At 70.3% G+C, this 26374-nt stretch carries 24 protein-coding genes; 12 read left to right on the plus strand and 12 right to left on the minus strand.

Going from position 1 to position 26374, the window contains the following annotated elements; all coding sequences use genetic code 11:
• Positions 1-34: 34 nt before the first annotated feature.
• Positions 35-1819, plus strand: a complete 1785-nt coding sequence (gene fadD6 / locus AC5Y7V_RS24215) for a long-chain-acyl-CoA synthetase FadD6 (protein ID WP_499882573.1) — start codon at positions 35-37, stop codon at positions 1817-1819.
• 33 nt (positions 1820-1852) lie between these two features.
• Here the strand turns inward: fadD6 and AC5Y7V_RS24220 are convergent, their stop codons facing one another.
• Positions 1853-3592, minus strand: a complete 1740-nt coding sequence (locus AC5Y7V_RS24220; protein ID WP_499882574.1) for a PE family protein — start codon at positions 3590-3592, stop codon at positions 1853-1855.
• 225 nt (positions 3593-3817) lie between these two features.
• On the opposite strand from AC5Y7V_RS24220, the gene folP reads away from it, so the two are divergent.
• The 5 genes from folP (at position 3818) to AC5Y7V_RS24245 (ending at position 6908) form a co-directional block, all read left to right on the plus strand.
• Positions 3818-4642: a dihydropteroate synthase gene (gene folP / locus AC5Y7V_RS24225; protein WP_499882641.1), complete on the plus strand. Its 825-nt coding sequence runs from the start codon at positions 3818-3820 to the stop codon at positions 4640-4642.
• A complete protein-coding gene (locus AC5Y7V_RS24230) occupies positions 4639-5607 on the plus strand; it encodes a glucosyl-3-phosphoglycerate synthase (RefSeq protein WP_499882575.1) in 969 nt (322 codons plus the stop codon). Before folP ends, AC5Y7V_RS24230 begins: the two co-directional genes overlap by 4 nt.
• A 32-nt stretch (positions 5608-5639) precedes the next feature.
• Positions 5640-5993: a DivIVA domain-containing protein gene (locus AC5Y7V_RS24235; RefSeq protein WP_499882576.1), complete on the plus strand. Its 354-nt coding sequence runs from the start codon at positions 5640-5642 to the stop codon at positions 5991-5993.
• A gap of 2 nt (positions 5994-5995) precedes the next feature.
• Positions 5996-6562, plus strand: coding sequence for a DNA-3-methyladenine glycosylase I (locus AC5Y7V_RS24240; protein WP_499882577.1), 567 nt, complete (start codon positions 5996-5998; stop codon positions 6560-6562).
• Positions 6563-6740: 178 nt separating this feature from the next.
• Positions 6741-6908 (plus strand): DUF3117 domain-containing protein, encoded by a 168-nt coding sequence (locus AC5Y7V_RS24245; RefSeq protein ID WP_003406247.1) that lies wholly within the window; start codon positions 6741-6743, stop codon positions 6906-6908.
• Between the two features lie 7 nt (positions 6909-6915).
• On the opposite strand, the gene glgA is transcribed toward AC5Y7V_RS24245, so the two are convergent.
• Positions 6916-8079: a glycogen synthase gene (gene glgA / locus AC5Y7V_RS24250; RefSeq protein WP_499882578.1), complete on the minus strand. Its 1164-nt coding sequence runs from the start codon at positions 8077-8079 to the stop codon at positions 6916-6918.
• Positions 8080-8234: 155 nt separating this feature from the next.
• Here glgA and glgC point away from each other — a divergent pair, with 155 nt between their 5' ends.
• Positions 8235-9449: a glucose-1-phosphate adenylyltransferase gene (glgC, locus tag AC5Y7V_RS24255; protein ID WP_499882579.1), complete on the plus strand. Its 1215-nt coding sequence runs from the start codon at positions 8235-8237 to the stop codon at positions 9447-9449.
• A 37-nt stretch (positions 9450-9486) separates the two neighbouring features.
• On the opposite strand, the gene AC5Y7V_RS24260 is transcribed toward glgC, so the two are convergent.
• The 6 genes from AC5Y7V_RS24260 to AC5Y7V_RS24285 form a co-directional block, all read right to left on the minus strand.
• Complete coding sequence (locus tag AC5Y7V_RS24260; protein ID WP_499882580.1) at positions 9487-11169, minus strand: CocE/NonD family hydrolase; 1683 nt, start codon at positions 11167-11169, stop codon at positions 9487-9489.
• Between the two features lie 18 nt (positions 11170-11187).
• Positions 11188-11862: a methyltransferase family protein gene (locus AC5Y7V_RS24265; RefSeq protein WP_499882581.1), complete on the minus strand. Its 675-nt coding sequence runs from the start codon at positions 11860-11862 to the stop codon at positions 11188-11190.
• Between the two features lie 13 nt (positions 11863-11875).
• On the minus strand, positions 11876-13519 hold the full coding sequence (locus tag AC5Y7V_RS24270; RefSeq protein WP_499882582.1) for an ABC transporter permease: 1644 nt from the start codon (positions 13517-13519) through the stop codon (positions 11876-11878).
• Entirely contained in the window at positions 13516-14436 is a 921-nt protein-coding gene (locus AC5Y7V_RS24275; RefSeq protein ID WP_499882583.1) for an ABC transporter ATP-binding protein, read from the minus strand. The genes AC5Y7V_RS24270 and AC5Y7V_RS24275 overlap by 4 nt, the downstream gene beginning before the upstream one ends.
• Positions 14426-15064, minus strand: a complete 639-nt coding sequence (locus tag AC5Y7V_RS24280; RefSeq protein WP_499882584.1) for a TetR/AcrR family transcriptional regulator — start codon at positions 15062-15064, stop codon at positions 14426-14428. The genes AC5Y7V_RS24275 and AC5Y7V_RS24280 overlap by 11 nt, the downstream gene beginning before the upstream one ends.
• Before the next feature lie 160 nt (positions 15065-15224).
• The gene (locus AC5Y7V_RS24285; protein WP_499882585.1) at positions 15225-15638 is read right to left on the minus strand and encodes a winged helix-turn-helix transcriptional regulator; all 414 of its coding nucleotides are present in this window, start codon (positions 15636-15638) and stop codon (positions 15225-15227) included.
• A gap of 135 nt (positions 15639-15773) precedes the next feature.
• Between AC5Y7V_RS24285 and AC5Y7V_RS24290 the strand changes: the two genes are divergently transcribed.
• A complete protein-coding gene (locus AC5Y7V_RS24290) occupies positions 15774-16499 on the plus strand; it encodes an SDR family NAD(P)-dependent oxidoreductase (protein WP_499882586.1) in 726 nt (241 codons plus the stop codon).
• A gap of 4 nt (positions 16500-16503) precedes the next feature.
• Here AC5Y7V_RS24290 and AC5Y7V_RS24295 read toward each other — a convergent pair whose 3' ends face one another.
• Complete coding sequence (locus AC5Y7V_RS24295) at positions 16504-17172, minus strand: O-methyltransferase (protein ID WP_499882587.1); 669 nt, start codon at positions 17170-17172, stop codon at positions 16504-16506.
• A 201-nt stretch (positions 17173-17373) separates the two neighbouring features.
• Here AC5Y7V_RS24295 and sigE point away from each other — a divergent pair, with 201 nt between their 5' ends.
• Positions 17374-18156 (plus strand): RNA polymerase sigma factor SigE, encoded by a 783-nt coding sequence (gene sigE / locus AC5Y7V_RS24300; protein ID WP_499882588.1) that lies wholly within the window; start codon positions 17374-17376, stop codon positions 18154-18156.
• A 5-nt stretch (positions 18157-18161) separates the two neighbouring features.
• Here the strand turns inward: sigE and AC5Y7V_RS24305 are convergent, their stop codons facing one another.
• Both AC5Y7V_RS24305 and AC5Y7V_RS24310 read right to left on the minus strand, forming a co-directional pair.
• Positions 18162-19547, minus strand: coding sequence for a hypothetical protein (locus AC5Y7V_RS24305; RefSeq protein WP_499882589.1), 1386 nt, complete (start codon positions 19545-19547; stop codon positions 18162-18164).
• A gap of 253 nt (positions 19548-19800) precedes the next feature.
• Positions 19801-22422 carry an ATP-binding protein gene (locus AC5Y7V_RS24310; protein WP_499882590.1) on the minus strand — a complete coding sequence of 874 codons (2622 nt, stop codon included), beginning with the start codon at positions 22420-22422 and terminating at the stop codon, positions 19801-19803.
• A gap of 357 nt (positions 22423-22779) precedes the next feature.
• Here AC5Y7V_RS24310 and rseA point away from each other — a divergent pair, with 357 nt between their 5' ends.
• The 3 genes from rseA to tatB all read left to right on the plus strand — a co-directional run bounded on the left by rseA (position 22780) and on the right by tatB (position 25155).
• A complete protein-coding gene (gene rseA, locus AC5Y7V_RS24315) occupies positions 22780-23154 on the plus strand; it encodes an anti-sigma E factor RseA (protein ID WP_499882591.1) in 375 nt (124 codons plus the stop codon).
• Between the two features lie 109 nt (positions 23155-23263).
• The gene (gene htrA / locus AC5Y7V_RS24320) at positions 23264-24772 is read left to right on the plus strand and encodes a serine protease HtrA (RefSeq protein ID WP_499882592.1); all 1509 of its coding nucleotides are present in this window, start codon (positions 23264-23266) and stop codon (positions 24770-24772) included.
• A gap of 2 nt (positions 24773-24774) precedes the next feature.
• Complete coding sequence (gene tatB, locus AC5Y7V_RS24325) at positions 24775-25155, plus strand: Sec-independent protein translocase protein TatB (protein ID WP_499882593.1); 381 nt, start codon at positions 24775-24777, stop codon at positions 25153-25155.
• Positions 25156-25234: 79 nt separating this feature from the next.
• Here tatB and AC5Y7V_RS24330 read toward each other — a convergent pair whose 3' ends face one another.
• Positions 25235-26368 carry an Mrp/NBP35 family ATP-binding protein gene (locus AC5Y7V_RS24330; RefSeq protein WP_499882594.1) on the minus strand — a complete coding sequence of 378 codons (1134 nt, stop codon included), beginning with the start codon at positions 26366-26368 and terminating at the stop codon, positions 25235-25237.
• Positions 26369-26374 lie beyond the last annotated feature (6 nt).

Raw genomic sequence — 26374 nt, forward strand, 5'->3', positions numbered from 1 at the left:
TTGCGGATCTGCACCTAGGGGAATCGAGGATGACGTGTCCGATCACGACGGGGGAGCGCGCGCGGCCGTCAGGCTGACCGACATCGCGTCCCGGGTGCCGGGGCTGCTGGCCGATCTGCCGGCGATCGTGCGCGGGGCACGGACCGGACTGCTGGCCCAGCCGGGCTCGAAGAAATCGATCGGCACGGTGTTCGCCGACCGGGCCGCCCGCTACGGCGACCGGGTCTTCCTGCGGTTCGGCGATCAGCGGGTCACCTATCGCGACGCCAACGCGACCGCCAACCGCTACGCCGCGGTGCTGGCCGCGCACGGCGTCGGCAGCGGCGACGTCGTCGCGATCATGCTGCGCAACTCGCCCCACGCGGTGCTGGCAATGCTGGCCGCGGTCAAGTGCGGCGCGGTCGCCGGGATGATCAACTACCACCAGCGCGGCGAGGTGCTGGCGCACAGCCTGGGCCTGCTGGACGCCAAGGTCCTGATCGCGGAGACCGACCTGGTCAGCGCGGTGGCCGAGAGCGGCGGCACCGGCGCCACCGAGACGCTGACGGTCGAGGACCTGGACCGTTTCGCCGTCAGCGCGCCCGCGACCAACCCGGCGTCGGCGACGGCGGTGCAGGCCCGCGACACCGCGTTCTACATCTTCACCTCGGGCACAACGGGTTTCCCGAAGGCCAGCGTGATGACGCACCTGCGCTGGCTCAAGGCGCTGGCCGCGTTCGGCGGCATCGGGTTGCGGCTGAAGAGCACCGACACGCTGTACAGCTGCCTGCCGCTGTATCACAACAACGCGCTGACGGTGGCGTTGTCGTCGGTGATCAACTCCGGGGCGACGCTGGCGCTGGGCAAGTCGTTCTCGGCATCGAAGTTCTGGGACGAGGTGATCGCCACCGAGGCCACCGCGTTCATCTACATCGGCGAGGTCTGCCGCTACCTGCTCAACCAGCCGGCCAAGCCGACCGACCGCGCGCACAAGGTCCGGGTGATCGCGGGCAACGGGCTGCGCCCGGAGATCTGGGACGAGTTCACCGACCGGTTCGGCATCGCGCGCGTGTGCGAGTTCTACGCGTCCAGCGAGGGCAACGCCGCGTTCATCAACGTCTTCAACGTGCCGCGGTCCACCGGCTTGTTTCCGATGCCGCTGGCCTACGTGGAATACGACCCCGACACCGGCGAGCCGCTGCGCGACGAGAACGGGCGGGTGCGCCGGGTGCCCGCCGGCCAGCCCGGCCTGCTGCTCAGCCCGGTCAACAAGCTGCAGCCGTTCGACGGCTACACGGACCAGGAGTCGACCGAAAAGAAGTTGGTGCGCAACGCTTTTCGTGAGGGCGACTGCTGGTTCAACTCGGGCGACGTGATGAGCCCGCAGGGCATGGGGCACGCGGCGTTCGTCGACCGGCTCGGCGACACGTTCCGGTGGAAGGGCGAGAACGTCGCCACCACCCAGGTGGAGGCGGCGCTGGCCTCCGACGAGTCCGTCGAGGAGTGCACGGTGTTCGGCGTCGAGATCCCGAACACCGGCGGGCGCGCCGGGATGGCCGCGGTCCAGCTGCGCGAGGGCGCCGAGTTCGACGGCCAGTCGCTGGCGCGTGCGGTGTACGGGCAGCTGCCGCCGTATGCGCTGCCGTTGTTCGTGCGGTTGGTCAAGACGCTGGAGCACACCTCGACGTTCAAGAGCCGCAAGGTGGAGCTGCGCGAGCAGGCCTACGGGTCCGACGTCGAGGATCCGCTGTACGTGCTGGCCGGCCGCGACGAGGGCTACGTGCCGTTCTATGACGAGTACCCCGAAGAGGTCGCGGCCGGTAAGCGGCCGAAGGGCTGACTGGCTTGCGCCGAGTGAGGGCGCCGGGGGTCGTTAGGAGCCGTGGCCGCCGTCACCGCCGGTGACGGTGCCGCCGAAGTCGCCCGCCGTGATGGTGGCGCCGCCACCGCCGCCGCCACCCCCACTGATGCCCACGGCGCCGCCGGCGGCACCGTTGACGCCGCTGCCGCCGGCATTACCGGCCGAACCGCCGCTACCGCCGCCGTTGAAGCCGCTGAAGCCGCCGCCGGTCGCGGAGGCACCGCCCCCGACGCCGCCGGTGCCGCCGGGGGCGCCGTTGATACCGCCTCCGCCGCCGCCGCCCCCGCCGGCCGAGTCGATGGCGCCGGCGTCGGCTCCGCCTGCGGCGAAGCCGCCCAAACCGCCTTGTGAGCCAGCGCCGAAGCCACCCTGGCCACCGGTGATCCCCGTCCCGGTGGCACCGATGCTGACGGCACCGCCTCCGCCGCCGGCACCCCCGGTGCCACCGACGCCGCCTCCGCCGAGGCCACCGCCGCCGCCTGCACCGCCTCCGCCGATCGCGACGCCGCCGTTGGCCTCGGCCGTGCCCCCGCCTCCGCCGTTGCCGCCCTTGCCGCCGGTGCCGTTGCTGAAGCTGCTGCCGCCGTCGCCGCCGCCGCCACCGCCGCCGCCGCCCATGGCGCCGTCGGTGGTGTTGGTGACGAAGGCCGAACCGCCGGCGCCGCCGTTGCCGCCATCGCCGCCGTTGAGGCCGTTGCCGCCGCCGCCACCGTTGCCACCTTTGCCGGCGCTTTCGACAACGTTGCCGCTGACGTTGAGACCGGCGCCGCCACCGCCGTCGCCGCCGTTGCCGCCGTCACCGGCGGCGCCCGCGGTGCCGCCGACGCCGCCGTCGCTGCCACCTATGCCTGCCGTCCCGCCATGGCCCCCGTTGCCGCCGTTGCCGGCGAAGAATGAGGTGCCGCCCTGGCCGCCCTTACCACCGGAGCCACCGGTACCGCCGTCGCCGCCGAAGCCGTCGTGGCCGAACAAGCCCGGTCGTTGGCCGCCGGGTCCGCCCGTCCCGCCGTTGCCGCCGTGGCCGCCGTCGGTGCCGTTGCCGACGATCAGGCCGGAGCTGCCGGTTCCGCCGGCGCCGCCGGGACCGCCGGCCCCGCCGGTACCCCCGGTCCCGCCGTCGCCGAAGATCAGCCCGCCGTTTCCGCCGGCCCCGCCGACCGCGCCGTTACCACCGTGGCCGCCGGCGGCGCTGGAGGTGCCCGCGGTGCCGGTGGTGCCCGTCCCGCCGGTCCCGCCGTGGCCACCGGTGCCGAAGAACCAGGCGTTCCCGCCGCGGCCGCCGGGCTGCCCGGGCGCGCCGGATCCGCCGTCGCCGCCGGGCCCGAATAGCAGTCCGCCGGGGCCGCCGTTCTGCCCGGTGCCCGGCGCGCCGTTGATTCCCTTGCCGATCAGCGGGGTGCCCAACAACAGCTCAGTGGGGGTGTTGATCACCGCGCGAACGGGTTGCCAGAGGGCGTCCAGCGGCGAGGCGTTCGCCGCCTCGGTGGCCGCATAGGCAGCGCCCGCGCCTCCTAACGCCGCCACGAACTGGGCATGAAACATCGCCGCCTGCGCGCCGAGTGCCTGAAACTCCATTGCGTGCCCGGAAAACAGCGACGCCACCGCCGCGGACACCTCGTCGGCGCCGGCGGCCAGCAGCGCGGTCGTTCGGGTGGCGGCCGCCGCGTTCGCGGCGCTGACCGCCGAACCGATGGTGGACAGATCCGTCGTCGCCGCCGCGATGAATTCCGGCGCCGCAATCACAAAAGACATCTCGGCCTCCCGTCGCTGTGAAGTGTGCGCGTGGAGGAGGCCGCGGTTGATGGGGAATTTTCCCCATTTATTTGTGCGCCCGGCGTCTGCGCCGAGTGTGCGGCTGGCCGCACGTTCGGCGTCCAACGTGCGGCTGGCCGCACACTCGCGGACCGGGCCAGGCACCATGGACGGGTGCATTCGACGTTCTGCGGCCGGCCGGTCGCGGGGGATCGCCCGCTGATCATGGCGATCGTCAACCGCACCCCGGACTCGTTCTACGACCGGGGTGCGACCTTCAGCGACGCGGCGGCCCGCGACGCCGTCCACCGCGCCATCGCCGAGGGCGCCGACGTCATCGACGTCGGCGGGGTCAAGGCCGGGCCGGGCCAGCCGGTCGACGCGGACACCGAGGTCGCCCGGCTGGTGCCCATCATCGAGTGGCTGCGCGACGCCTATCCCGACCAGCTGATCAGCGCCGACACCTGGCGCTCCGGCGTGGCCAGGGTGGCCTGCGCGGCCGGCGCCGACCTGATCAACGACACCTGGGGCGGCGTCGATCCGGCCCTGCCCGAGGTTGCCGCCGAGTTCGGCGCGGGCCTGGTGTGCTCGCACACCGGCGGCGCGCTGCCGCGCACCCGCCCGTTCCGGGTGAGCTACGGAACCGCCACGCGCGGGGTGGTCGACGACGTGATTCGCCAGGTGACCGGCGCCGCCGAACGTGCGGTCGCCGCCGGGGTCGCACGGGACCGGGTGCTGATCGACCCGGCCCACGACTTCGGCAAGAACACCTTCCACGGCCTGCTTTTGTTGCGACACGCGGGCGAACTTGTTAACACCGGATGGCCCGTCCTGATGGCTTTGAGTAACAAGGACTTCGTCGGGGAGACTTTGGGTGTGGAACTGACCGAACGGCTGGAGGGGACGCTGGCGGCCACTGCGCTGGCGGCGGCGGCCGGCGTCCGAATGTTCCGGGTGCACCAGGTGGAGGCCACCCGGCGGGTGCTGGAGATGGTGTCCTCGATCCAGGGGATACGCCGGCCGGCGCGCACGGTAAGGGGCCTGGCATGACGGAGCTCGCGGACCTCGCCGGCGTGGGCATGCTCGCCGCGCGGCCCGGGGACGTCTGGCTGGCCGACCGACGCGGCGGCCGTCGCGGCCGGACGGTCCGCGAGCTGGAAGAGGCGAAGGCCGGCCGGACGGTCTCGGTGGTGCTCCCGGCCCTCAACGAGGAAGCCACCGTCGAGTCGGTGATCGACAGCATCTCACCGCTGGTCGACGGCCTGGTCGATGAGCTGATCGTGCTGGATTCCGGCTCGACCGACGACACCGAGATCCGCGCCATCGCCGCCGGCGCCCGCGTCGTCAGCCGCGAACAGGCCCTGCCCGAGGTGCCAGTGCGGCCCGGCAAGGGCGAGGCGCTGTGGCGCTCCCTCGCGGCGACCAGCGGCGACATCGTGGTGTTCGTCGACTCCGACCTGATCAACCCGCACCCGATGTTCGTGCCCTGGCTGGTGGCCCCGCTGCTCACGGGAGACGGGATTCACCTGGTCAAGAGCTTCTATCGACGCCCGCTCAAGGTGGGCGAGGCGGGCGCGGCCACCGGCGGCGGGCGGGTGACCGAGCTGGTGGCGCGGCCGCTGCTGGCGGCGCTGCGCCCGGAGCTGAGCTGCATCCTGCAGCCGCTGGGCGGCGAGTACGCGGCCAGCCGCGAACTGCTGACCTCGCTGCCGTTCGCGCCGGGCTACGGCGTGGAGATCGGCCTCTTGGTGGACACCTTCGACCGGCTGGGCCTGGACGCGATCGCCCAGGTCAACCTCGGCGTGCGGGCGCACCGCAACCGGCCGCTCGCCGAGCTCGGCGCGATGAGCCGCCAGGTCATCGCCACCCTGCTGTCGCGCTGCGGGATCCCCGACTCCGGGGCCGGGCTGACCCAGTTCTTCGCCGACGGCCCCGACGGTTACGGCTACACCGCGCACACCTCGCCGGTCTCGCTGGACGACCGGCCGCCGATGAACGGGCTCAGGCCGCGCTAGGTTTGTCGGCCGGATAGGGCAATATCGACGACGTGGCCTTGGTGTTGCTGTACCTCGTGGTGTTGGTGCTGGTGGCGACCGTGTTGTTCGGCGCGGCCAGCCTCTTGTTCGGCCGCGGCGAGCAGTTGCCGCCGCTGCCGCGCGGGACGACGGCGACGGTGCTGCCGGCCTACGGCGTGACCGGCGCCGACGTCGACGCCGTCAAGTTCACCCAGGTGTTGCGGGGATACAAGACCAGCGAGGTGGACTGGGTGCTGGACCGGCTTGCCCGCGAGCTCGAGGCGCTGCGCGGCCAGCTGGCGGCCGTGCACGCCCCGTCGGCCGCCGCGAATGAAGACCCGCCCGCCGTCGTGGAACCGGCGGACAGCGGGAATCGTCAGGACTAGATGTGAGTGACGACGGCCGAATCCGCTGTCCGTGGGCGGACGGCACCGACATTTACCGCGACTACCACGACCAGGAGTGGGGCCGCGCCCTGCACGACGGGGTGGCCCTGTTCGAGCGGATGAGCCTCGAGGCGTTCCAGAGCGGCCTGTCGTGGCTGATCATCCTGCGCAAACGGGAGAATTTCCGGCGCGCCTTCGCTCGCTTCGACATCGAGACGGTCGCCGGCTACACCGACGCCGACGTGCAGCGTTTGATGGCCGACACGGGGATCGTGCGCAACCGCGCCAAGATCGACGCGACCATCGCCAACGCGCGCGCCGCCGCCGAGCTGGGCTCCGCCGAGGACCTGTCCAAACTGCTGTGGTCGTTCGCGCCGTCGCCGCGCCCCCGCCCGGCCGACGGCTCCGAAATCCCGTCGGCCACCGACGAATCGAAGGCGATGGCCAAGGAGCTGAAACGGCGCGGATTCCGCTTCGTCGGGCCGACCACCGCCTATGCGCTGATGCAGGCGACCGGCATGGTCGATGACCATATTCGCGGTTGCTGGGTGCCTGCCACGCCAGTTTGAGGGCTCGATGCCGCATCAGATGCGGGTCTTTGTGTAACTGCCGACCCGAATAGGGAACAATGGAGGGCGTGATTTGGCATTTCAAAGTCGGGTATGGCTGGAAATCCACTGGCGGGGCATGCTCGGCGCCGACCAGGTCCGCGAAGCCGGACCAGCTCGAATCTGGAGGGAGCACTCGATGGCGGCGATGAAGCCCCGTACCGGAGACGGTCCTTTGGAAGCGACCAAGGAGGGGCGCGGCATCGTTATGCGGGTACCGCTCGAGGGAGGCGGACGGCTGGTCGTGGAGCTGACGCCCGACGAAGCCGCCGCCCTGGGTGACGAGCTCAAGGGCGTAACCAGCTAAGGCGGTTTTACGCGCACACCTTCCGGTAGATCTCCAGCGTCTGCTCGGCGACGTGCGCCCACGAGAAGTCCTCGACGCACCGCTGACGTCCCGCCTCGCCATAGCGCTTCGCCCTGTCGGGGTCGGCGACGAGCTCATTGACCGCTTCGGCCAGGCCGGCCCGGAAAGCCGCCGGGTTCTCCGCGTCAAAGCGCACCAGTGACCCAGTGACGCCGTCCGAAACCACCTCGGGTATCCCGCCCACTCTGGACGCCACCACCGCCGTCGCGCAGGCCATCGCCTCGAGGTTCACAATGCCCAACGGCTCGTACACCGACGGGCACACGAAAACCGTTGCCGCCGAAAGTATTTCGCGCAACTCCCCGATGGGTAGCATTTCCTGGATCCAGAACACCCCGTCGCGCGCCCGGGCCAGCTCGGCCACGGCGGCCCGGATCTCCTCGGCCAGCTCGGGCGTATCGGGGGCGCCGGCGCACAGCACCACCTGCACCTCCGGGCTGAACCGGTGCGCGGCCGCCACCAGGTGCGCGACGCCCTTCTGCCGGGTGATCCGCCCCACGAACGCCACCATCGGCCGGGCCGGGTCGACCCCGAGTTCGGCCAGCACGGACCCGCTTTCCGCCGGGCCGGCCGGATACCAGACGTTGGTGTCGACCCCGTTGCGCACGACGTGCACCTGGCTCGGATCCAGCGTGGAGTACACGCGCAGAACGTCTTCGCGCATCGCCGAGCTGACCGCGATGACGGCGTCGGCGCCCAGCACCGCGGTCCGCTCCACCCACGTCGACACCCGGTAGCCGCCGCCGAGCTGTTCGGCCTTCCACGGGCGCAGCGGTTCGAGCGAATGCGCCGTCAGGACGTGGGGGATGTCGTACAGCAGCGCGGTCAGATGCCCGGCCAGTCCGGTGTACCAGGTGTGCGAGTGCACGACGGTCGCCGCCGACGCGGCGTTGGCCATCAGCAGGTCGGCGGACAACGTGGACAGCGCCGGGTTGGCGCCGTGGATGCGCGGGTCGGGCTCCTGCGCGAAGGCATCCGGACGGGGTGCGCCCATGCAGTGCACGTCGACCGGGCACAGCCGGCGCAGCTGGGCGACGAGTTCGGTGACGTGTACCCCGGCTCCGCCGTAGACGTCTGGTGGGTACTCCCGAGTCATCATCGCAACCCGCATACCCGAACCGTAGTTCGGCGACGGGGCCGCCCGCATCTCGGGCCGACGATCGAGCTGCGGTGCGGAGCCAAAACCATTGACGGACAGCCCGTCAGGCGGTGGCCAATAGGCCGCTCCCCCTGGCAGCGGTTGGCGGGGGCCGATAGTTTGTAGCCATGAGGGAAGCGCCACACGTGCTGGGGATCGTCCTGGCCGGCGGTGAGGGCAAGCGGCTGTACCCTCTGACCGCCGACCGGGCGAAACCCGCCGTTCCCTTCGGGGGCGCCTACCGGCTGATCGATTTCGTGCTCTCCAACCTGGTCAATGCCCGCTACTTGAGAATTTGTGTTCTCACGCAATACAAGTCGCATTCACTCGACCGTCACATTTCGCAGAACTGGCGACTGTCCGGCCTGGCCGGCGAGTACATCACCCCGGTGCCCGCCCAGCAGCGCCTCGGCCCGCGCTGGTACACCGGCTCCGCCGACGCGATCTATCAGTCCCTCAACCTGATCTACGACGAAGACCCCGACTACATAGTCGTTTTCGGCGCCGACCACGTGTACCGGATGGATCCCGAGCAGATGGTCCAGTTCCACATCGACAGCGGGGCCGGCGCGACGGTGGCCGGCATCCGGGTGCCGCGCAGCGATGCCAGCGCGTTCGGCTGCATCGACGCCGACGAGTCCGGTCGCATCCGCAACTTCGTGGAGAAGCCGCTGGAGCCGCCGGGCACCCCCGACGACCCGGAGATGACGTTCGCCTCGATGGGCAACTACATCTTCACCACCAAGGTCCTCATCGACGCGATCCGCGCCGACGCCGACGACGACCACTCGGATCACGATATGGGCGGCGACATCATCCCGCGGTTGGTGGACGACGGGATCGCCGCGGTCTACGACTTCTCCGACAACGAGGTGCCCGGCGCCACCGACCGCGACCGCGGCTACTGGCGCGACGTCGGCACGTTGGACGCGTTCTACGACGCGCACATGGACCTGGTCTCGGTGCACCCGGTGTTCAACCTGTACAACAAGCGCTGGCCGATCCGTGGCGAGTCGGAGAACCTGGCGCCGGCCAAGTTCGTCAACGGCGGCTCGGCCCAGGAGTCGGTGGTGGGCGCCGGCAGCATCATCTCGGCCGCGTCCGTGCGCAATTCGGTGCTGTCGTCGAATGTCGTCGTCGACGACGGCGCGATCGTGGAGGGCAGCGTGATCATGCCGGGCGCCCGGGTCGGCCGGGGCGCGGTGGTGCGGCACGCGATCCTGGACAAGAACGTCGTCGTGGGCCCCGGCGAGATGGTCGGGGTGGATCTCGAGAAGGATCGCGAGCGCTTCGCGATCAGCGCCGGCGGCGTGGTCGCGGTCGGCAAGGGCGTCTGGATCTAGCGCGGCTTGTCGGTAGCCCGACGGCGCGGGGCGCCGCTCAGGGGATCTCCGGGATCAGCAGGTGCGCGTCGTGGTCCGGGTCCCAGTGCAGCGTTACGCGACCGCGCGGTGAGCTCTGATATGCCGCGGGCATCTGACCGGTCAGCGGGTTGGTCGGGCACAACCAGCGCCCGGCGACCACCAGCCGCAGCTGCTCGCCCGCGCGGAACAGCGTGGCCGACGGGCCCAGTGCGACGTCGACGGCGACCACCTCGCCGGCGGAGACGGGCTGCGGCTCGGCGCATCGCGCGACGGGTTCCCACGGGCGCGAGAGCTCGGGGTCCAGAGCCCGCAGGGAGACCCGCTGCCACCCGGTGGTAACCCTGTCGCGGCCATAGCCGTACGACCCCTCGAATCCGACGAACCGGCCCCCACGCCACTTCTCCACTCCGACGAAGAGGTTGGCGTCCTCGCAGCCGCCCAGTTCGACCCAGAGCCGGGCAGCCATCGGGCCAATCAGCTCGAGGTCGTCGGGGACCGTCCAGCTGAAGGCCGCTGCGTTGGAGGCGGTTTCGAACGCGATGCCGCCGACCCGCGTCGGCGGATCGGGCTCCAGCGCGCCGGCGCCTGCGAGATACAAAGGCCGCCAACGGGTCCGCGGGAGCGGCCAGTCGGCTTCCTCGCGCACCGCGGTGACGGTGTCACGGTCCTCGCGCACCTCGACGCGCACGCTGCGGGATCCGGCGGCGCCGTCCAGCGCGCGGCGGAAGAAGTTGAGCTGTTCGGCACGCGCGGCCTCGGAGTAGAACGTCGCCCATTTGCCGCTTCGATGGGTGTAGAGGCGGGCGTGGGGGGAACCGGCGCGCGTGAACGCCCGGATCGAACCGCGGCTGTGCAGGTTGTTGTCCGAGAAGCTGCCGCAGACCAGCATGGGCACGTTGATGGCCGACAGGTCGGGCACCACCGAAAGCCAGAAGTCGTCGCGCAGCGGGTGGGCGTCCTGCATCCGCTCGAGGTCGTAGCGCTGCCGGGTGTCGCGACGTACGTTGCGCGACCACAACCGGGTGAAGCCGAGCTCGCGAACGCCACCGGGAAAGGTCAGGTCACGGTACGCGTCGGTGAAGCCCTCCCACGGGCAGATCGCCCGCAGCGCCGGCGGCTGCATTGCGGCGACGGCGTATTGGGTGATGGCCAGGTAGGACACCCCCAGCATCACGACGCGGCCGTCGCACCACGGCCGCCCGGCGATCCACTGCACGAGGTCGTAGGTGTCCTCGGCCTCTTGGCGCGACAACAGGTTTCCGGTGCCGTCGGAGTGGCCGCAGCCGCGCATGTCGGCGTTCACCACCGCGAAGCCGTGCCCGGCCCACCACGCCGGATCCGGCGCCTCCCAACCGGTCAGGGCGGAGAAGGTGATCGGCTGGGTCTGGCGCAGGGCACGGAATTGCACCGAGAACGTCCACCGCCCGGCCCGCCTTCGCGGGAGGTTGTCCTTGCCATACGGATGCACGCTGAGGATCACCGGCCGAGGGGCGTCGTCGGGCGTGCGGCAGACGTTGATCCGCAACACCGTCCCGTCGCGGGTGGGGACGCCGACGTCCCGCTCGACGAGGATGCCGGGTGGCGCCGCAGTGACGGTGATCGGCGGCTTGGCGATGCCGCGGAGCCGGGTCAGTGCGTAACGTAGGGCGCCCGGACGTCGCCATGGCCGGTCGAGCGCGGGTGCCGGATTTCGCGCCACCCCAATACCTTAGGGCCGCTACCACACGTTCGGCACCAGGCGGTACCGCACGTGCTGCGCGTATTCGCGGTACCCGGGCAGATCCTGGATCAGCAGCTTCTCCTCGTCGAGGATGCGGAAGACCAGCACCGCGATTCCCGGGACGACGAAGAGCAGCCCCCAGTACGAGCCCAGCGCCAGGGGCATGCCCACCATCATGATGACGTTCCCGACATACATCGGGTGCCGCACGAGCTTGTAGACGCCGCTGGAGGCGACCTTCTGGCCGGTCTCCACGGTGACGGTGGCCGCGGCGTAACTGTTTTGGATGACCACCAGCATGGCGAGACCGAGCCCGGACGCCACCAGGGCGTCGCCGAGCACGGATACCCACGCCGGGACCGTCGACCAGCCCATCCGATGGTCGAGGGCGCTGAAGGCCATCATCGCGAAGAGCACCAGGAACGAGCCGGTGATGATGACCTTTTGGGCCGCACGGGGTTCCGCCCGCGGGCCCGCGTGCATGCGGCGCTGCAGGGCGGCCGGGTTGGCCTTGGCCAGGTAGATCGTGGGGCCGAGGGACGCCGCGGTGAACACGGCGAGGAAAGCCCATGCCTGCCAATAGTTGAACGTGCCGGCCGGTCCGAACAGGATCAAGATGGTCGCGGCGGTTCCGAAGACCGACGATGCCGTCAGCCGAATAGCGGTTTTCATGATCGTGCCCTCCCTAGCAACGTAGATCACGGCGTCGAAAAGCCATGACTCCCAAGGTGATCAGCGCGGCGTCGATGGCCAGCAGCCACAACAGCGGCGCGGCGGTGAAGTCGGCGCCGACCCGCGGCGTGTGCGCGAACGGTTCCAGGTCTTGCACCCACTGCGGGAACCGGGCCAGCGAACCGATCAGGTACACGGTGATGAACGCGATCAGCACGCCCCATGCCACGGGCGTGAACCGCGGGGCCAGGCCGAACACCGCGACGGTGACGGCCGCCAGCAGCCACACGGCGGGCAGCTGGACGGCCGCGGTGCCGACGACGACGGCCAGCTTGCCGCCGACGTCGCCGGCCGCGATCCCGTAGACCAGCCCGCCGGCCACGCCGCTGACCAGCAGCGCGACCGCGGACCCGGCGAGGGCGGCCACCAAATGGCTTGCCAGCCAGTGGGTTCGGGAGACCGCGCCGGCCAGCGTGGTCTCGGCGCGCTGGCCGGTCTCCTCCTGGTGCGGGCGCAGGGCGAGCGAGATGGCGAACGCGGCCGCGACCATGCCCATCATGGCGTACGCCACCGCGACGAACGCCTCCTCCAGCGCGCTGGTGCCGCCCATCCGCGCGACGATGTCGCGCACCATGGTGCTGTCGCCGAGCTCGTCTCCGATGCCGTGCACCACGCTGCCCATCAGCAGGCCGTACAGGCACAGGCCGACGGTCCACAGCACCAGCGCGCCGCGGTCGAGCCGCCACGTCAGGCCGTCCACGCCGCCCAGCCGCGGCCCGGCCCGGCCGGGGCCGGGACGTTCGGCAATCAGCCCGGCGCCCACGTCGCGGCCGGCGAGCAGCCGGTAGGCCACCAGGGTGAGCACGGCCGTCGTCGCGACGTGCAGCAGCAGCACCCACCAGCGGTCGCCCGCGTAGGGACGGACCTGCAGCGACCACCCCAGCGGCGAGAGCCACGACAGCGTTCCGTCGCCGGCGTCGCCGATGGCGCGCAGCGTGAACGCCGTGCCCAGCACCGCGAACGCGGTGCCGCGGGCGACGCGGGCGCTCGGCGAGAGCTGCGCGGCCACCGCGGCGACCGCGGTGAAGACCAGCCCGGAGCATGCCAGCGCCGCGCCGAAGGCGAGCGACCCGCCGCGCGGGATGTCGGTGGTGAGCAACCCCGCCGCGCCGATCGCCCCGGTGGCGATCGACGCCCCGAACGACAGCAGCAGGGCCGCGCTCAGGCTGGCGTACCGGCCGACCGCGGTCGAGTCCACCAGTTCGGTGCGGCCGGTCTCCTCGTCGGCGCGGGTGTGCCGGATCACCGTGAGGATGACCGCCACCGCGATCAGCAGGTGGAACATCCCGGCCTTCCAAATGCCAACGGCGCCAACGCTGTGGTTGTAGACCTGGCCGTAGAGCGCGCGCTGGGCCGGGCTGGCCATGATGGATGCCGCGAACCCGGCGCGGGCGGTCTCGGAAGGGTAGACCTTCAGGACGCTGCCGACGTACACACTGGCCAGCGGCACCGACAGCAGCAGCACCCACAGCGGCAACGAGACCCGGTCGCGGCGCAGATAGAGCCGCAGCATCCCAAGCGTCCCGGAGAAATTCGAACCGGCCCGGGGCGCCGGGTGCGCCGGGTGGCGTGGCCGATCGAGGGTCGCGGTGCTCATGCCGAGACCTTGTCCGTGGTGTCGTAGTGGCGCAGGAAGAGTTCCTCGAGGGTCGGGGGCTGGCTGACGAGGCTGCGCACGCCGGCGTCGCCGAGGGCCCGGATGAGTTCACCCAGGCTCTCGCTGTCGACCTGGGCGCGCACCGTGTTGCCGTCGATGCTGACGTCCTCGACGCCCTTGATCCGCCTGAGATCGCCTGGGTCCCCGATCATTTCGGCGCGGATCGAGGTGCGGCTGAGATGCCGCATGGACTCCAGGGTGCCGCTCTCGACGGTCTGGCCGGCGCGGATGATGGTAACCCTCTCGCAGAGCGCTTCCGTTTCGGCCAGGATGTGGCTGGACAGCAGGACGGTCGTGCCGCGGTCGCGCGCCTCCGCGACGCACTGCTGAAACACATTCTCCATCAACGGGTCCAGGCCGCTGCTCGGCTCGTCCAGCAGGAGCAGCCGCGCGCGCGACGAGAAGGCCGAGATCAGGGAGACCTTCTGCCGGTTGCCCTTCGAGTAGGTGCGGGCCTTCTTGTGCGGGTCGAGGTCGAAGCGCTCGATGAGCTCGGCGCGGCGGCCGTCGTCGATGCCCCCGCGCATGCGGGCCAGCAGGTCGATGGTCTCGCCGCCGGTCAGTGACGGCCACAGCGTGACATCGCCCGGCACGTAGGCGATTTGGCGGTGCAGTTCCACGGCGTCGGTCCACGGATCGCCGCCGAGCAACCGGACGCTTCCGCTGTCGGCCTTCACCAGGCCCAGCAGAACGCGGATGGTGGTCGACTTCCCGGCGCCGTTGGGCCCGAGGAAACCGTGCACCTCTCCCGCACGCACCGTGAGGTCGAGGCCGTCCAGCGCGCGCACCGCGCCGAAGTTCTTGGTCAGGCCGCGAATTTCGATGGGTGCGACGTTGGCGGAGTTGTCAGCCGGCATGGGATTCTCCTTGTTCTTGTGCTGCCAGAAATGCGTCGTACATGGTGCGATCGACCATCAGGCCCTCGGTGTAGATCTCGAGGGCCGGCAGGATCATGTCCCGGGCGTAGTCGCGCAGGACCGCACGCAAATCGGTTGGAGTGTCGTGCATTTGGATGTAGAGCAGCAGGCTGCCGCCTCCGTTGATGCCGAGGTATTTGGCCCTGGCCTTCGGATCGCGGCTGGGCTTTATCGTCCCGGCCCGCACACCCTCTTCCATGTACGCTTCGGTGTTGTCGATCATCCTGCGCCACAACATCTTCGCCAGGTCGCCGCCGGTCTGCATGCTGCGCACCAGGTAGGCCGTCATCGGGGCGAATTCCTCGATCTCGGCGAGCTGCGCGAACCAGGTGGCCGGGTCGTTGGATTTGATCGTCTCCGATTTGATGTTGCGGATCTCTTCGGCGACATAGTCGTCGCAGGCCTTGCGCAGGCCTTCCTTGGAGCCGAAGTGGTGGATCACCAGCGCGGCGCTCACCCCCGCGGCTTCGGCGATGGCCCGCAGCCCCACGCCGAAGCCGTGCTGTCCGAACTGCTCGATGGCCGCGTCGCGGATTCGAGCCGTTGCGGTCAGGTCGGCTGAACGCATGTTCAGTACATTAAACGCGCGTTCAGCCGACGGTCAAGGGGGCGCCCCGTCAGGAACTCGTAAAGATTCGTTGGCGCGAGCAGACGCAAAAGCCCCCGAACCGCCGCGCTTGCAGGGGCTTTTGCGTCTGCTCGCGCTGGAAACTAGTCCCGCGGGGCGGTCACCCCGCGGACGCGGCGGCTTCGGTTGCGCGGGTTCGGTGCCGGCGTATCTCGTCGTGGTGTTCCGAGGCCCAATCGACCAGGGATGTGACGATCTCGATCAGCCCGTGGGTCAGCGGGGCGACGGCGTACTCCACGCGCGGTGGCACCTCCGCGTACGCGGTCCTCGTCACCAGCCCGTCCTCCAGGAGTTGGCGCAGGGTGAGGGTGAGCATGCGCTGGGATATGCCGGGAACCTCGCGCTGCAGGTCGGTGTAGCGCCGGGACCCGGCCGCCAGTGCCGCTAGCACCAGGAGGCTCCACTTATCTCCGACGCGATCCAGCACTTGTCGGATGAAGGCGACCCGGTCGGCGGGGATGCCGGCACACGGCCCCTCGCCGAGGGGCGCACCGGGTTGCGCTGCGGCCTGCATTGCACACATTCCTCTCCGGCACGCACATCGATGTGCCTTTTGTAAGCCCTCCAATACTGGCCCATCATGGCGTTACGCACAAATAGTAGGAATTGGCGATCACGCCTCGTCTCAACCCGTTAAGGAGCGCTTCGGATGTCCAAAGTGATTGCAGTTTTCGGCGCCGGTTCCGGTCTCGGTGTGGCCGTCGCCCGGCGCTTCGGGCGCGAAGGCTTTCGCGTCGCCCTAGTGGCCCGCCGGCGCAACCGCCTGGACGCGTTGGTGGAGAAGCTGGCCGCGGAAGGCATCGAGGCGGCCGGGTTCACCGCCGATCTGAGCCAGCCCGCCCAGGTCGGGGCGCTGATCGGGGCCATTCGCGAGCGCTTCGGCCAGATCGACGTGATCGAGTACGGGCCGATCGGCGGCGAGCAGGGCTTCACCCCGGCCGTCGAGGTGGACGCGGCCACCTTGGAAGGCCTCATCCCGCTGCTGTTGCTGACGCCGGTGGAGGTTGCCCGCGCCGTGCTGCAGGAGTGGATCCAGCGCGGTCAAGGTGCGTTCCTGCTCACCCAGGGCGTTTCCGCCGTGCAGGCGATACCGCACCTCAGCGGTGTGGGCCCGGTGATGGCCGCCACCCGCAACTGGCTGTACTCGCTGAACGGCGAGTTGGCCGGCACCGGTGTTTACGCCGGCACGCTGTCGATCGGGGCTCTCATCGTCGGCAGTGAAATGGGTGCGGTGGCCGCCGCGGCGCAGGCCGACTCCGAGTCGGCCGGCGCATTTCCGCTCGCCGACCCCGACGACCTCGCCCAGATCTACTGGGACATGTACACGAAACGCGACCGCGTCGAACGGATCTATCCCGAGGCCTGGCCCGCCTAGCCCACTAGTCGCGCACCGCGGCGAGCAGGCCGTCGCCGAGCGGCACCAGGGCGGGGGTGAGCCGTTCGTCCTCGGCGATCAGCCGGGCAGCCTCGCGCACCGCGGTCACCTCCGCGTCGCGGGCCGCGGGATCGCCCGCCCGGCCACCGAGCGCCGCGCGGTGGACCACGATGACGCCGCCGGAGCGCAGCAGCCGCACCCCCTCGACGACATAGTCCGGCTGATCGATCGGGTCGGCGTCGATGAACACCAGGTCATAGGACTCGTCGGCGAGCCGGGTGAGCACCTCCTGGGCGCGGCCGCCGATCAACCGGGTGCGCGACGGTCCGACGCCGGCGTCGGAGAACGCCTGCTTGGCGATCCGCAGGTACTCGGGCTCGATGTCGATCGTGGTCAGCACCCCGTCGTCGCTCATGCCCGACAACAGCCAGAGCCCGCTGACCCCGGCGCCGGTGCCCACCTCGGCGACGGCCTTGCCGCCGCTGAGCTTGGTCAGCAGGCTCAACAGCGCCCCGACCGCGGGCGTCACCGCCGCGGCGCCGATCTCCTCGGCGCGTTCGCGGGCGGCCGCCAGGAGCGCGTCCTCGGATATCGACGCCTCGGCGTGCGCGACCAGCGATTCGGCTCGACTGGAGGCCGCCGGGGCGGGGGTTTTTTCGTCGGTGCCGTCCATGCCCGCAGCGTATTCCAATTCGCGGCGCTCTCGGGCAGGCGCGCCTTAGCCGGACCGCCACGACACGCCCGGAGCCCGTGGCGCGACGCAGCTCACTGCCCGACGGATTCGCCCTGCTCAACGCTCGTAACGATATGGTTTCTCAGCCAAACCTCAGATTGCTCCTATGCCCCGCATACGCCGATGGGCGACGGTATGCATATGGAACGCGGGGTGCGGGGGACCGGGAATACAAATCGCCGGAATGGGAATACACGCTGGGAACTCCGCGTTGACGCGGTCGATGAGCTGTCGAGCTTCGACGGCAGGCCAATTCTGGAGGATCCAATCACCACAGCGCTTTTGAGCCCGACCACCATGTCGCACGCCCAGGACTGCCGGGACGACGAATGGGTGGAGACGACGGACGCGTTGCAGGGCACCGCGGTGTTCGACGCGACCGGGGACAAGGCGGCCATGCCGTCGTGGGACGAGCTGGTGCGCCAGCACGCCGACCGCGTGTACCGGCTTGCTTACCGGCTCTCCGGCAACCAGCAGGACGCCGAGGACCTGACCCAGGAGACCTTCATCCGGGTTTTCCGCTCGGTGCAGAACTACCAGCCCGGAACCTTCGAGGGCTGGCTGCACCGCATCACCACCAACCTGTTCCTCGACATGGTGCGCCGGCGCGCCCGCATCCGCATGGAGGCGCTGCCCGAGGATTACGACCGGGTGCCCGCGGACGAGCCCAACCCCGAGCAGATCTACCACGACTCGCGGCTCGGGCCCGACCTGCAGGCCGCGCTGGATTCGCTGCCGCCGGAATTCCGCGCCGCGGTCGTCCTGTGTGACATCGAGGGCCTGTCCTACGAGGAGATCGGCGCCACCCTGGGCGTCAAGCTCGGCACCGTGCGCAGCCGCATCCACCGCGGGCGCCAGGCGCTGCGCGACTACTTAGCCGTGCACCCGCAACACGGCGACGCGGCACAGGTCAAGTCGGCTTAGGACGCCTACGCCCTCTTAAAAGTCAAGCTGCCGCCGGACGGGAGCGGGGCGTCGGGCGCGGCATACGGGAAGGCCCGCAGCAAGTACTCAAGCTCGGCACGATCGATTCGGCAGCGCATCGTCACGCCGACGACGAGCCACCGGGCGTCAAGTGGTCCGGCCGTCGTCGCCACCCGGGTGATTCGCGCCGTTGGGTTCGGATGTGCTTCGTAGACGACGCGCGGCATGGGCTTCAGCTCGACCTCACAGACGACACGCTGGCCGCTTTCGCCGACCGGGCCGGGTTCGACCGTGCGGATCGTGATAGTGCCGTCCTGCCATCGCACCTTCTTAACGACGCGCAGCGTATACAACCCCCGCACTACCAAGAGGAATGCCGCGCCGCCGGATAGCGCCAGGCCGATCGAGACCAACCACCCGAAGCCGACGGACGGTAGGACAGCTCGTCCAACCAGTCCGACGAGCAACAATACGAGCCCGGCGGCCAGGAGCACCCTGAGTGCCTGTCCCAGAACCGCTTCAGCGCGTGCCCTCCCGGCGCTGAGCCCAGCTTCCATCCTCAGGTGCATCATGTCGTCGCGCTTGTCTCGTCGCTTGTTGGAGATCTCCAGGCCCGCCGTCGCGGTGGTTGGCGTGCCCCCTCCGTGTTCTGGGCGCGTGCGCCTGTACAACGCGGCTGACGCCAAGAACATCAGCGTCGCGAACACCCCTGCTCCGGGCCGGAGCCGTGTTGGGATTCGGAACGAGCCGATCTCGGGGTGCCCGAACGCCAGCCGGGCACTGACGAATTGGTCGACTTGGCCGTCGGTGGTGATTTGGTAGTCACCGTCCCGCGGGATCTCTGCCACCCACACTTGCCGCCGCGAGTCGTTATCGACGCTCGTTGTCCCCCCGGCGGTTTCGGTGACTTTCGGATGGGCCACTCCGGTGGGAGGCGCGATGTTCAGCTGGAGGTCCGGGATCGGCAGGCCGGCATCCGGAACGCCGCCGGTCTCGGCATGAAAGGTGATCGTCACCTGTCCGGCGGGCAGGTGCAATGTCTGGGTTCCCGGGATCGGCACCTCGCCGTAGGCCCTATACGCGTTGCCCTTTTCGCCGTGACCATCGCCGCTGTAGTTGCCGAACAGCGAGTTATAGAACACGAGGACGACGACGCCGCCGATCCCCAACATCAGCAGCACAACGGACGCGACGATGGCGGACCGACGCATCAGTGACCCCCGAAGGGGAGTTGAGAAATGAACCGCGCGAAGCCGGGTATCGGCGTGGGATCGCGACGGAATCTTCGAACAGAGGTCGATCCGTCGCTGCTCGGCGAGCTGATTTTCCAGATCGGCGAGGCGTTTCTCGGGGTCGTCCGGGTCCGTTCGCAGGTGGTTTCGTCCGCTCATGTCCGTCTGTCCTTCGCTTGTGCGCCGTGCTGCCGCGATCGAGTCGGGCGGCTCAATGCGAAGTGTGCCCGGGGGGCGGGGGTTCGTTGATGGGGAAAATTCCCTATTTGTCTGTCTGCCCGGTTATCTGGCCGGGCATCTCCCAGGGACCCTTGAATCCTGGCAACTGCACGACGGTCGATTCGCTACCAATTCCGACTTGCCCCGCCGGCGGGACGCGCTTCGTGCTTCACAGTGGGCAGGCGATTCGCCGCTATTTCGAGGTGTAAGCCGGATCAGGAGTCGAAGGTTTGAGTTGCCGGGCCTGGGCCGCGGCCTGCGTGCGGTTCTCCACGCCCAGTTTGGTCAGGATCGATTCCACGTGGTGGCCAACGGTTTTGCGGCTGATGGAAAGTTTGGTCGCGATGTCGGCGTCGCTGTGCCCGGCGGCGATCAGCGTGAGCACTTCCCGTTCGCGGCGCGATAGTCCGTCGGGGTCGGCCCGGATGTCCGCGCGCCGGGTGCGTGGCGTGGTGCCGCGCAGCTCGGTGAGGCGTTGCCGGGCGCGGCGGGCGGCGGCCTTGGCGCCGAGGCGGCGGAAGGTGGCCAGCGCCGACTCCACTGCGGCGGTGTCGCCGCCGAGTTGGGCGATGGCCGCCTCGTAGGGGCAACCGCGGCGCGTCCACCCGGCGGCGGCGCCTCGGCAGTCGCCACCGGCCTCCAGCTCGAAGAGGGTGCCCGCCCGGTGGTTGTCACCGGGTTCGCCGCCGGCCAGATGGGCCCAGCGATGCAGCGCCCCGACCCACCACGGGTCGGTCTGGTCACCGACGGTGGCCAACCCCGCGCGCGCCTCGGCGAGCGCGGTCTCGTCGTCCCCGCATAGCCAGGCGACCTCGGCGCGCGCCGCCCACACCGGCCCGAGGCGGAAGAAGTCGTCGGGCTCGGCGGCGGCCAGGGCCTCGTCGAGCAGCGCGGAGACGGCTCCTTCGCCGCGCCGGGCGCGGATCAACGCCAGCGTGAGCAGCGGCAGCAGCCGATGCAGCGGGGTCATCGCGGGTCGGGACAGTACATCCTCGGCGCGGGCGGCTGCGCCTGCCCAGTCCCCGCGGTGCAATGCGACCACCGCGGCAGAGGAGACCGCGAGTGGCTCAAACGTGCCCAGCTCGTGGTCGGAGCAAAAGGCGGTGGTTTCGGCGATGTAGCGCTCGGCGCGATCCAGTTCGTGGTGCAGCGAGGCTTGCCAGCACAGCCCCGAACCCATGACTCCCGCCAGTTCGGCGAGGTCCGCGGTGCCCATGGTCTCGCGCCAGGCCGAGGCGAGCTCGTCCCACCCCGCACCGGTGCGCAGGACCGCCGCCAGCGTGGAGTAGTACCGCGCCTTCATCGACACGTCCGGTAGGCCCAGCGCGTCGCCGAGCGCGATCGCGCGGAGCGCGTAATCGTCGCAGGCCGGGTCGTAGGCCATGAAGGACAACTCGGCCATGTGGGCCAGCGACCATGCCAGCTGCGGGGTGCGCCCACACTGCTCCAGCAGCCGCAGTGACGCCTGTCCTGCCTTTCTCGCCTCGGAGGCCCGGCTCAGCACGTGCGAGAGCCGGCGCAGATCGTCGCCCTCGCCCAAGGGATCCCCAAGCTGACGTCGCAGCGCGATGGCGTCGCGGTACGAACGCACACAGGCCTGCACGCGCCCGCCCAGATAAGCGGCCCGCGCGTGCCGCTCCAGCCAGGCCACCTTCCGTTCGGGAGGCGAGGCGTCGGCGTGGCGCAGCACTAGGCCGTAGAGCTCGGCCGCTTGGCGGTGTGCCCCCAGTCCCGCGGCGCGCTGCGCGCCGGCGACGCCGTACCGGACGGCGGCCTCGGGATCGTCGGCCTCGTCGGCGTGAAAGGCCAGGGCCGCCAACGTGTTTGGGTCGACCGGTGGTTCGGCGAGCGTGGCGAGCGCGCGGGCATGCAAGAGCTTGCGCTGGTGGCCGTCGATGCGGTCCAGCGTCGCGTGCCTGGCCAGTTCGTGGCGAAACGCGATCGAGCGCTCTTGAGCGACAAGCATTCCCGCGTCGAGGCATTCGGCCAGTCCCGCGTCGGCCGCCGGACAAAGCCGGTGCACCAGCGCGGGATCGGCGTGCGGACCGCAGACGGCTACCGCCTTCGCGGCGTCGCGGGCCGCCGCCGACAGCCGAGCTAGCCGACCCCACACCGCCTCGGAAACGCTGCGCGGCAGAGCTTTTCCGCCCCGAGCGTCGGTGCCGGCGGCGAGCACCTCGGTGACGAAGAACGGGTTTCCGCCGGTGAGTCGGTGCAACTCGTCGGCGTTGAGCCCGCTGCCGGTGGCCAACGCGGCCACCGCGTCACGGCTGAGCGGTTCCAGCGCGATGCGGCTCACCGCCGCGCAGGTTGCCACATCCCCGAGCGCCACCGCCAGCGGATGCTGCGCGTCCACTTCTTCGTCGCGGTACGACACCAGCAACAGCAGCGGCAGCGACCCGATGCGCCGGGCCAGAAACCGCATCAGGTCCACGGTGGCCCCGTCGGCCCAATGGGCGTCTTCGATCACCCACACCCACCGGTGGCCGTCGCGCAGCAGCGCCAGCAGCCGGCGATACAGCGCGGCCGTATCACTGGCCTCGATCGCGGCGCCCAGCGCGTCGGCCGCGGGGCCCAGCCCGACCAGCGCGTCGAGCAGCGGCCCCAGCGGCCGTGGCGCGCTGAGTGGGTCGCAGCCGCCTGCCAACACGCGCACCGACCGGTCCAGCCCCGCAGTGAACGCGGTGATCACCGCGGTCTTGCCGCCCCCGGCTTCACCGCGCAGCAATACCACCCGGCCAGCGCCGCCGCGCACTCCCCGTGTCAGCCCGACCAGCTCGGCCAGCACCGTCTCGCGCTCCAACAAGCGCGGCACCGGAATCTGACGTCGTCGCGGTGCTGTCAATTCGAGCGCTCCAGAAAATGGGGAGAATTCCCCATCAAACGCACCCACCTACCGGCGCACGCTGAGGAGCGAGCGCCCCGGGAGGCCGCCCCGTCGATCCGAGGGGCAGCGGCGAACCCACATCCGGACATGATGCGGATTCACTGTAGCTCCGACGCCGCCCGGCCGCGCCCGACGTGTGTCGTGGGCTATCCACAGCCCACTGGCGAATTTGGCCGCGAATCGTGGGGTTTTGCGGGCCGTACGGGGGGTGCCGGGGGCTCGGCCGCGCTACATTCGAATTATGCGCGGCTTAGAAATCTTAGAGTTTCCCGAAGGGATGTGGTGATGGCCGACCGGGGAGAGGTATTTCGCCGCGCGTTCTCCTGGCTGCCCGCCCAGTTCGCCTCCCAGAGCGACGAGCCCGTCGGCGCGCCCCGCCGGTTCCGCTCCACCGAGCACCTGTCCATCGAGGCGATCGCGGCGTTCGTCGACGGCGAGCTGCGGATGAATGCGCACCTGCGGGCGGCGCACCACCTCTCCCTGTGCCCGGACTGCGCGGCCGAGGTCGAGGATCAGAGCCGGGCGCGTTCCGCGCTGCGCGACTCCCACCCGATCCGCATCCCCAGCAACCTGCTCGGGCTGCTGTCCGAGATCCCGCACTACCCGTCCGACGACGACACCTCCGAGCGTGATACGCGCGACCAGCGTAAGCGCCGATAGTCGCCGCACCCGTGGATACTAGGGTGGACAACCACAGTGCCGCGGCGCCGCAGCGCGCCTCGTAAGCGGCCTGTCTCGAGCCCTCGAGAAGAGAATCCAAAGGGGTAACGTGACCTCCGACGACCGTAATGACGGCGGAAACCAGGGCGGTAATCGCCTGGCGCCGCGTCCCATCTCACGGCCTCCGGTCGACCCCGCCTCGCGTCAGTTGTTCAGCCGCCCCGCCGGGCAGCAGGGCTCCTTCGTAGCCGATCGCGTGCGCCCGACGAAGTACCGCGACGAGGACGAATTCACACCCCATGATCAGCCGGCCGACCCCGTCCTCGAGGAGGCCTTCGGCAAGCCCGTAGGCACCGCGGACACGCTGCAGCGCCACCCGATCGATGCCGGCGCGCTGGCGGCCGAGCAGGACGGCGCCGAGCCGGAGGGCGCCGAGGACCCCTGGCGCGACCCCGCCGCCGGGGCCGCCCTGGGGACCCCGGCCGTGGCGCCGGCCCCTCCGCCGGGCGTGCCGGGTTACACCGGCAAGCTCGGGGTGCGCGACGTGTTGTTCGGGCGCAAGGTGTCCTACCTGGCGCTGGCCGTGCTGCTATTGATCGCGTTGGTGATCGGTGTGATCGGCGGCGTGATCGGTCGTAAGACGGCCGAGGTCGTCGAGGCGTTCACCACCTCGAAGGTGAGCCTGGCGACCAACGGCAACGGCGAGTCGCCGGCCGGCCGGTTCGCCAAGGTGGCGGCCGCGACCGCCAATGCCGTGGTGACCATCGAGTCGAAGAGCGACCAGGAGGGCATGCAGGGCTCCGGCGTCGTCATCGACGGCCGCGGCTACATCGTCACCAACAACCACGTGATCTCCGAGGCCGCCAACAACCCCAGCCAGTTCAAGACGACCGTGGTGTTCAACGACGGTAAGGAAGTCCCCGCCAACCTGGTGGGGCGCGACCCGAAGACCGACCTGGCCGTGCTCAAGGTCGACAACGTCGACAACCTGACCGTGGCCCGGCTCGGCGACTCCGACAAGGTGCGGGTCGGTGACGAGGTGATCGCCGCCGGTGCGCCGCTGGGGCTGCGCAGCACCGTGACCCACGGCATCATCAGCGCCCTGCACCGGCCGGTGCCGCTGTCGGGGGAGGGCTCGGACACCGACACCGTCATCGACGCGCTGCAGACCGACGCCTCGATCAACCACGGCAACTCCGGTGGCCCGCTGATCGACATGGATTCCCAGGTGATCGGCATCGACACCGCGGGCAAGTCGCTGTCGGACAGCGCCAGCGGGCTGGGCTTCGCGATCCCGATCAACGAGGCCAAGCAGGTCGCGCAGACGCTGATCAAGGACGGCAAGATCGTGCACCCGACGCTGGGGGTCAGCACCCGCTCGGTGAGCAACGCGATCGCCTCCGGCGCGCAGGTCGCCAACGTCAAGGCGGGAAGCCCCGCGCAAAAGGGCGGGATTTTGGAGAACGACGTGATCGTCAAAGTCGGCAACCGCAAGGTCGCCGACGCAGACGAGTTCGTCGTTGCCGTCCGGCTGCTGACAATCGGCCAGGACTCCCCGGTTGAGGTGGTCCGCGACGGCCGGCACGTCACGCTGACGGTCAAACCGGACCCGGATTAGCGATGTTCTCCAACCTCAGCTGGGAGCACATCCTGGTGCTCGTCGTGGTCGGACTGGTCATCCTCGGGCCGGAGCGCCTGCCCGGCGCCATCCGCTGGACGTCGACCGCGCTGCGGCAGGCACGCGACTACCTCAGCGGGGTGACCAGCCAGCTGCGCGAGGACATCGGGCCCGAGTTCGACGACCTGCGCGCCCCGCTGTCTGAGTTGCAGAAATTGCGCGGCATGACGCCGCGCGCCGCGCTGACCAAGCACCTGCTGGACGGCGACGACTCGTTCCTGACCGGGAATTTCGACCGGCCGGTGAACGGCGCCCCGCCCGCGGCGGCGCCTGCGCCGCGGCCCGTCGAGGGCCCCGTGCCGTTCGATACCGACGCGACCTGATCCTTCGGCGCGAGCGACCGCAAATGCACGCCTATGACGGCGTGTCGGCGTACAAACACGGTCGCTCGCCGGCAGTGAGTCAGTGGCGCGTGGGGTCCAGCCCCAGCGACACGCCCGCCAGCCCGCGCTTTCGCGACGACAGGGCGTCGGCCACGCCGCGCAGTTCCTTGCCGACCGGGGAGTCCGGCGCGCTGAGCACGACGGGGACGCCGGAGTCGCCGGCGGCCACCAACGACGGGTCCAGCGGGATCTGACCGAGCAGCGGCACGTCGGCGCCGACGGCGCGGGACAACCGCTCGGCGACCTGCCGGCCGCCGCCCTCGCCGAACACCTGCATCGTGGTGCCGTCGGGCAGCGTCAGCCCGGACATGTTCTCCACGACGCCGACGATGCGCTGGCGGGTTTGCAGGGCGATGCTGCCGGCGCGTTCGGCGACCTCGGCCGCGGCCAGCTGGGGGGTGGTCACGACGAGGATCTCCGCGTTGGGGATCAGCTGGGCGACCGAGATGGCAACGTCGCCGGTGCCCGGGGGCAGGTCGAGCAGCAGGACGTCCAGGTCGCCCCAGTACACGTCGGCCAGGAACTGCTGCAGCGCCCGGTGCAGCATCGGCCCGCGCCACACCACCGGGGTGTTGCCCTGCGTGAACTGGGCGATCGAGATGACCTTCACCTCGTGGGCGATGGGCGGCAGGATCATCGACTCGACCTGCGTGGGCCGGTCGGTGGTGCCCATCATCCGCGGGATGGAGTGGCCGTGGATATCGGCGTCCAGCACGCCGACCGACAGGCCGCGGGCGGCCATCGCCGCGGCCAGGTTGACCGTGACCGTGGACTTGCCGACGCCGCCCTTGCCGGACGCGACGGCGTAGACCCGGGTCAGGGAGCTGGGCTGGGCGAAGGGGATGACGGGCTCGGCGGCGTCCCCGCGCAGCTGCTTGCGCAGCTCGGTGCGCTGCTCGTCGTTCATCACGTCCAGGCTGACCTTGACCGCGCCGGTGCCGGGCACGTCGGCGACCGCGGCGGCGACCCGCTCGGTGATTTCGGTCTTCTTCGGGCAGGCGGCGGTGGTCAGGTAGATCCCCACGTGCACTCCGCCGTCGGCGTCGACGTCGACGCTCTTGACCATCCCGAGTTCGGTGATGGGACGGCGCAATTCGGGGTCGATCACCTTCCCCAGGGCGGTGCGGATGGCGGCAGCTAGATCGGTGGTCATCACCGC

This window comes from Mycobacterium sp. NGS34, assembly GCF_059812845.1.

Bases quoted from the DNA above. Each gene is read 5' to 3' on its own strand.
- AC5Y7V_RS24220 (WP_499882574.1), bottom strand. From the start codon at position 3,592: ATGTCTTTTGTGATTGCGGCGCCGGAATTCATCGCGGCGGCGACGACG.
- folP (WP_499882641.1), top strand. From the start codon at position 3,818: ATGGCGATCGTCAACCGCACCCCGGACTCGTTCTACGACCGGGGTGCG.
- AC5Y7V_RS24230 (WP_499882575.1), top strand. From the start codon at position 4,639: ATGACGGAGCTCGCGGACCTCGCCGGCGTGGGCATGCTCGCCGCGCGG.
- AC5Y7V_RS24245 (WP_003406247.1), top strand. From the start codon at position 6,741: ATGGCGGCGATGAAGCCCCGTACCGGAGACGGTCCTTTGGAAGCGACC.
- glgA (WP_499882578.1), bottom strand. From the start codon at position 8,079: ATGCGGGTTGCGATGATGACTCGGGAGTACCCACCAGACGTCTACGGC.
- glgC (WP_499882579.1), top strand. From the start codon at position 8,235: ATGAGGGAAGCGCCACACGTGCTGGGGATCGTCCTGGCCGGCGGTGAG.
- AC5Y7V_RS24265 (WP_499882581.1), bottom strand. From the start codon at position 11,862: ATGAAAACCGCTATTCGGCTGACGGCATCGTCGGTCTTCGGAACCGCC.
- AC5Y7V_RS24270 (WP_499882582.1), bottom strand. From the start codon at position 13,519: ATGAGCACCGCGACCCTCGATCGGCCACGCCACCCGGCGCACCCGGCG.
- AC5Y7V_RS24275 (WP_499882583.1), bottom strand. From the start codon at position 14,436: ATGCCGGCTGACAACTCCGCCAACGTCGCACCCATCGAAATTCGCGGC.
- AC5Y7V_RS24280 (WP_499882584.1), bottom strand. From the start codon at position 15,064: ATGCGTTCAGCCGACCTGACCGCAACGGCTCGAATCCGCGACGCGGCC.
- AC5Y7V_RS24285 (WP_499882585.1), bottom strand. From the start codon at position 15,638: ATGCAGGCCGCAGCGCAACCCGGTGCGCCCCTCGGCGAGGGGCCGTGT.
- AC5Y7V_RS24290 (WP_499882586.1), top strand. From the start codon at position 15,774: ATGTCCAAAGTGATTGCAGTTTTCGGCGCCGGTTCCGGTCTCGGTGTG.
- AC5Y7V_RS24295 (WP_499882587.1), bottom strand. From the start codon at position 17,172: ATGGACGGCACCGACGAAAAAACCCCCGCCCCGGCGGCCTCCAGTCGA.
- sigE (WP_499882588.1), top strand. From the start codon at position 17,374: ATGGAACGCGGGGTGCGGGGGACCGGGAATACAAATCGCCGGAATGGG.
- AC5Y7V_RS24305 (WP_499882589.1), bottom strand. From the start codon at position 19,547: ATGAGCGGACGAAACCACCTGCGAACGGACCCGGACGACCCCGAGAAA.
- rseA (WP_499882591.1), top strand. From the start codon at position 22,780: ATGGCCGACCGGGGAGAGGTATTTCGCCGCGCGTTCTCCTGGCTGCCC.
- tatB (WP_499882593.1), top strand. From the start codon at position 24,775: ATGTTCTCCAACCTCAGCTGGGAGCACATCCTGGTGCTCGTCGTGGTC.
- AC5Y7V_RS24330 (WP_499882594.1), bottom strand. From the start codon at position 26,368: ATGACCACCGATCTAGCTGCCGCCATCCGCACCGCCCTGGGGAAGGTG.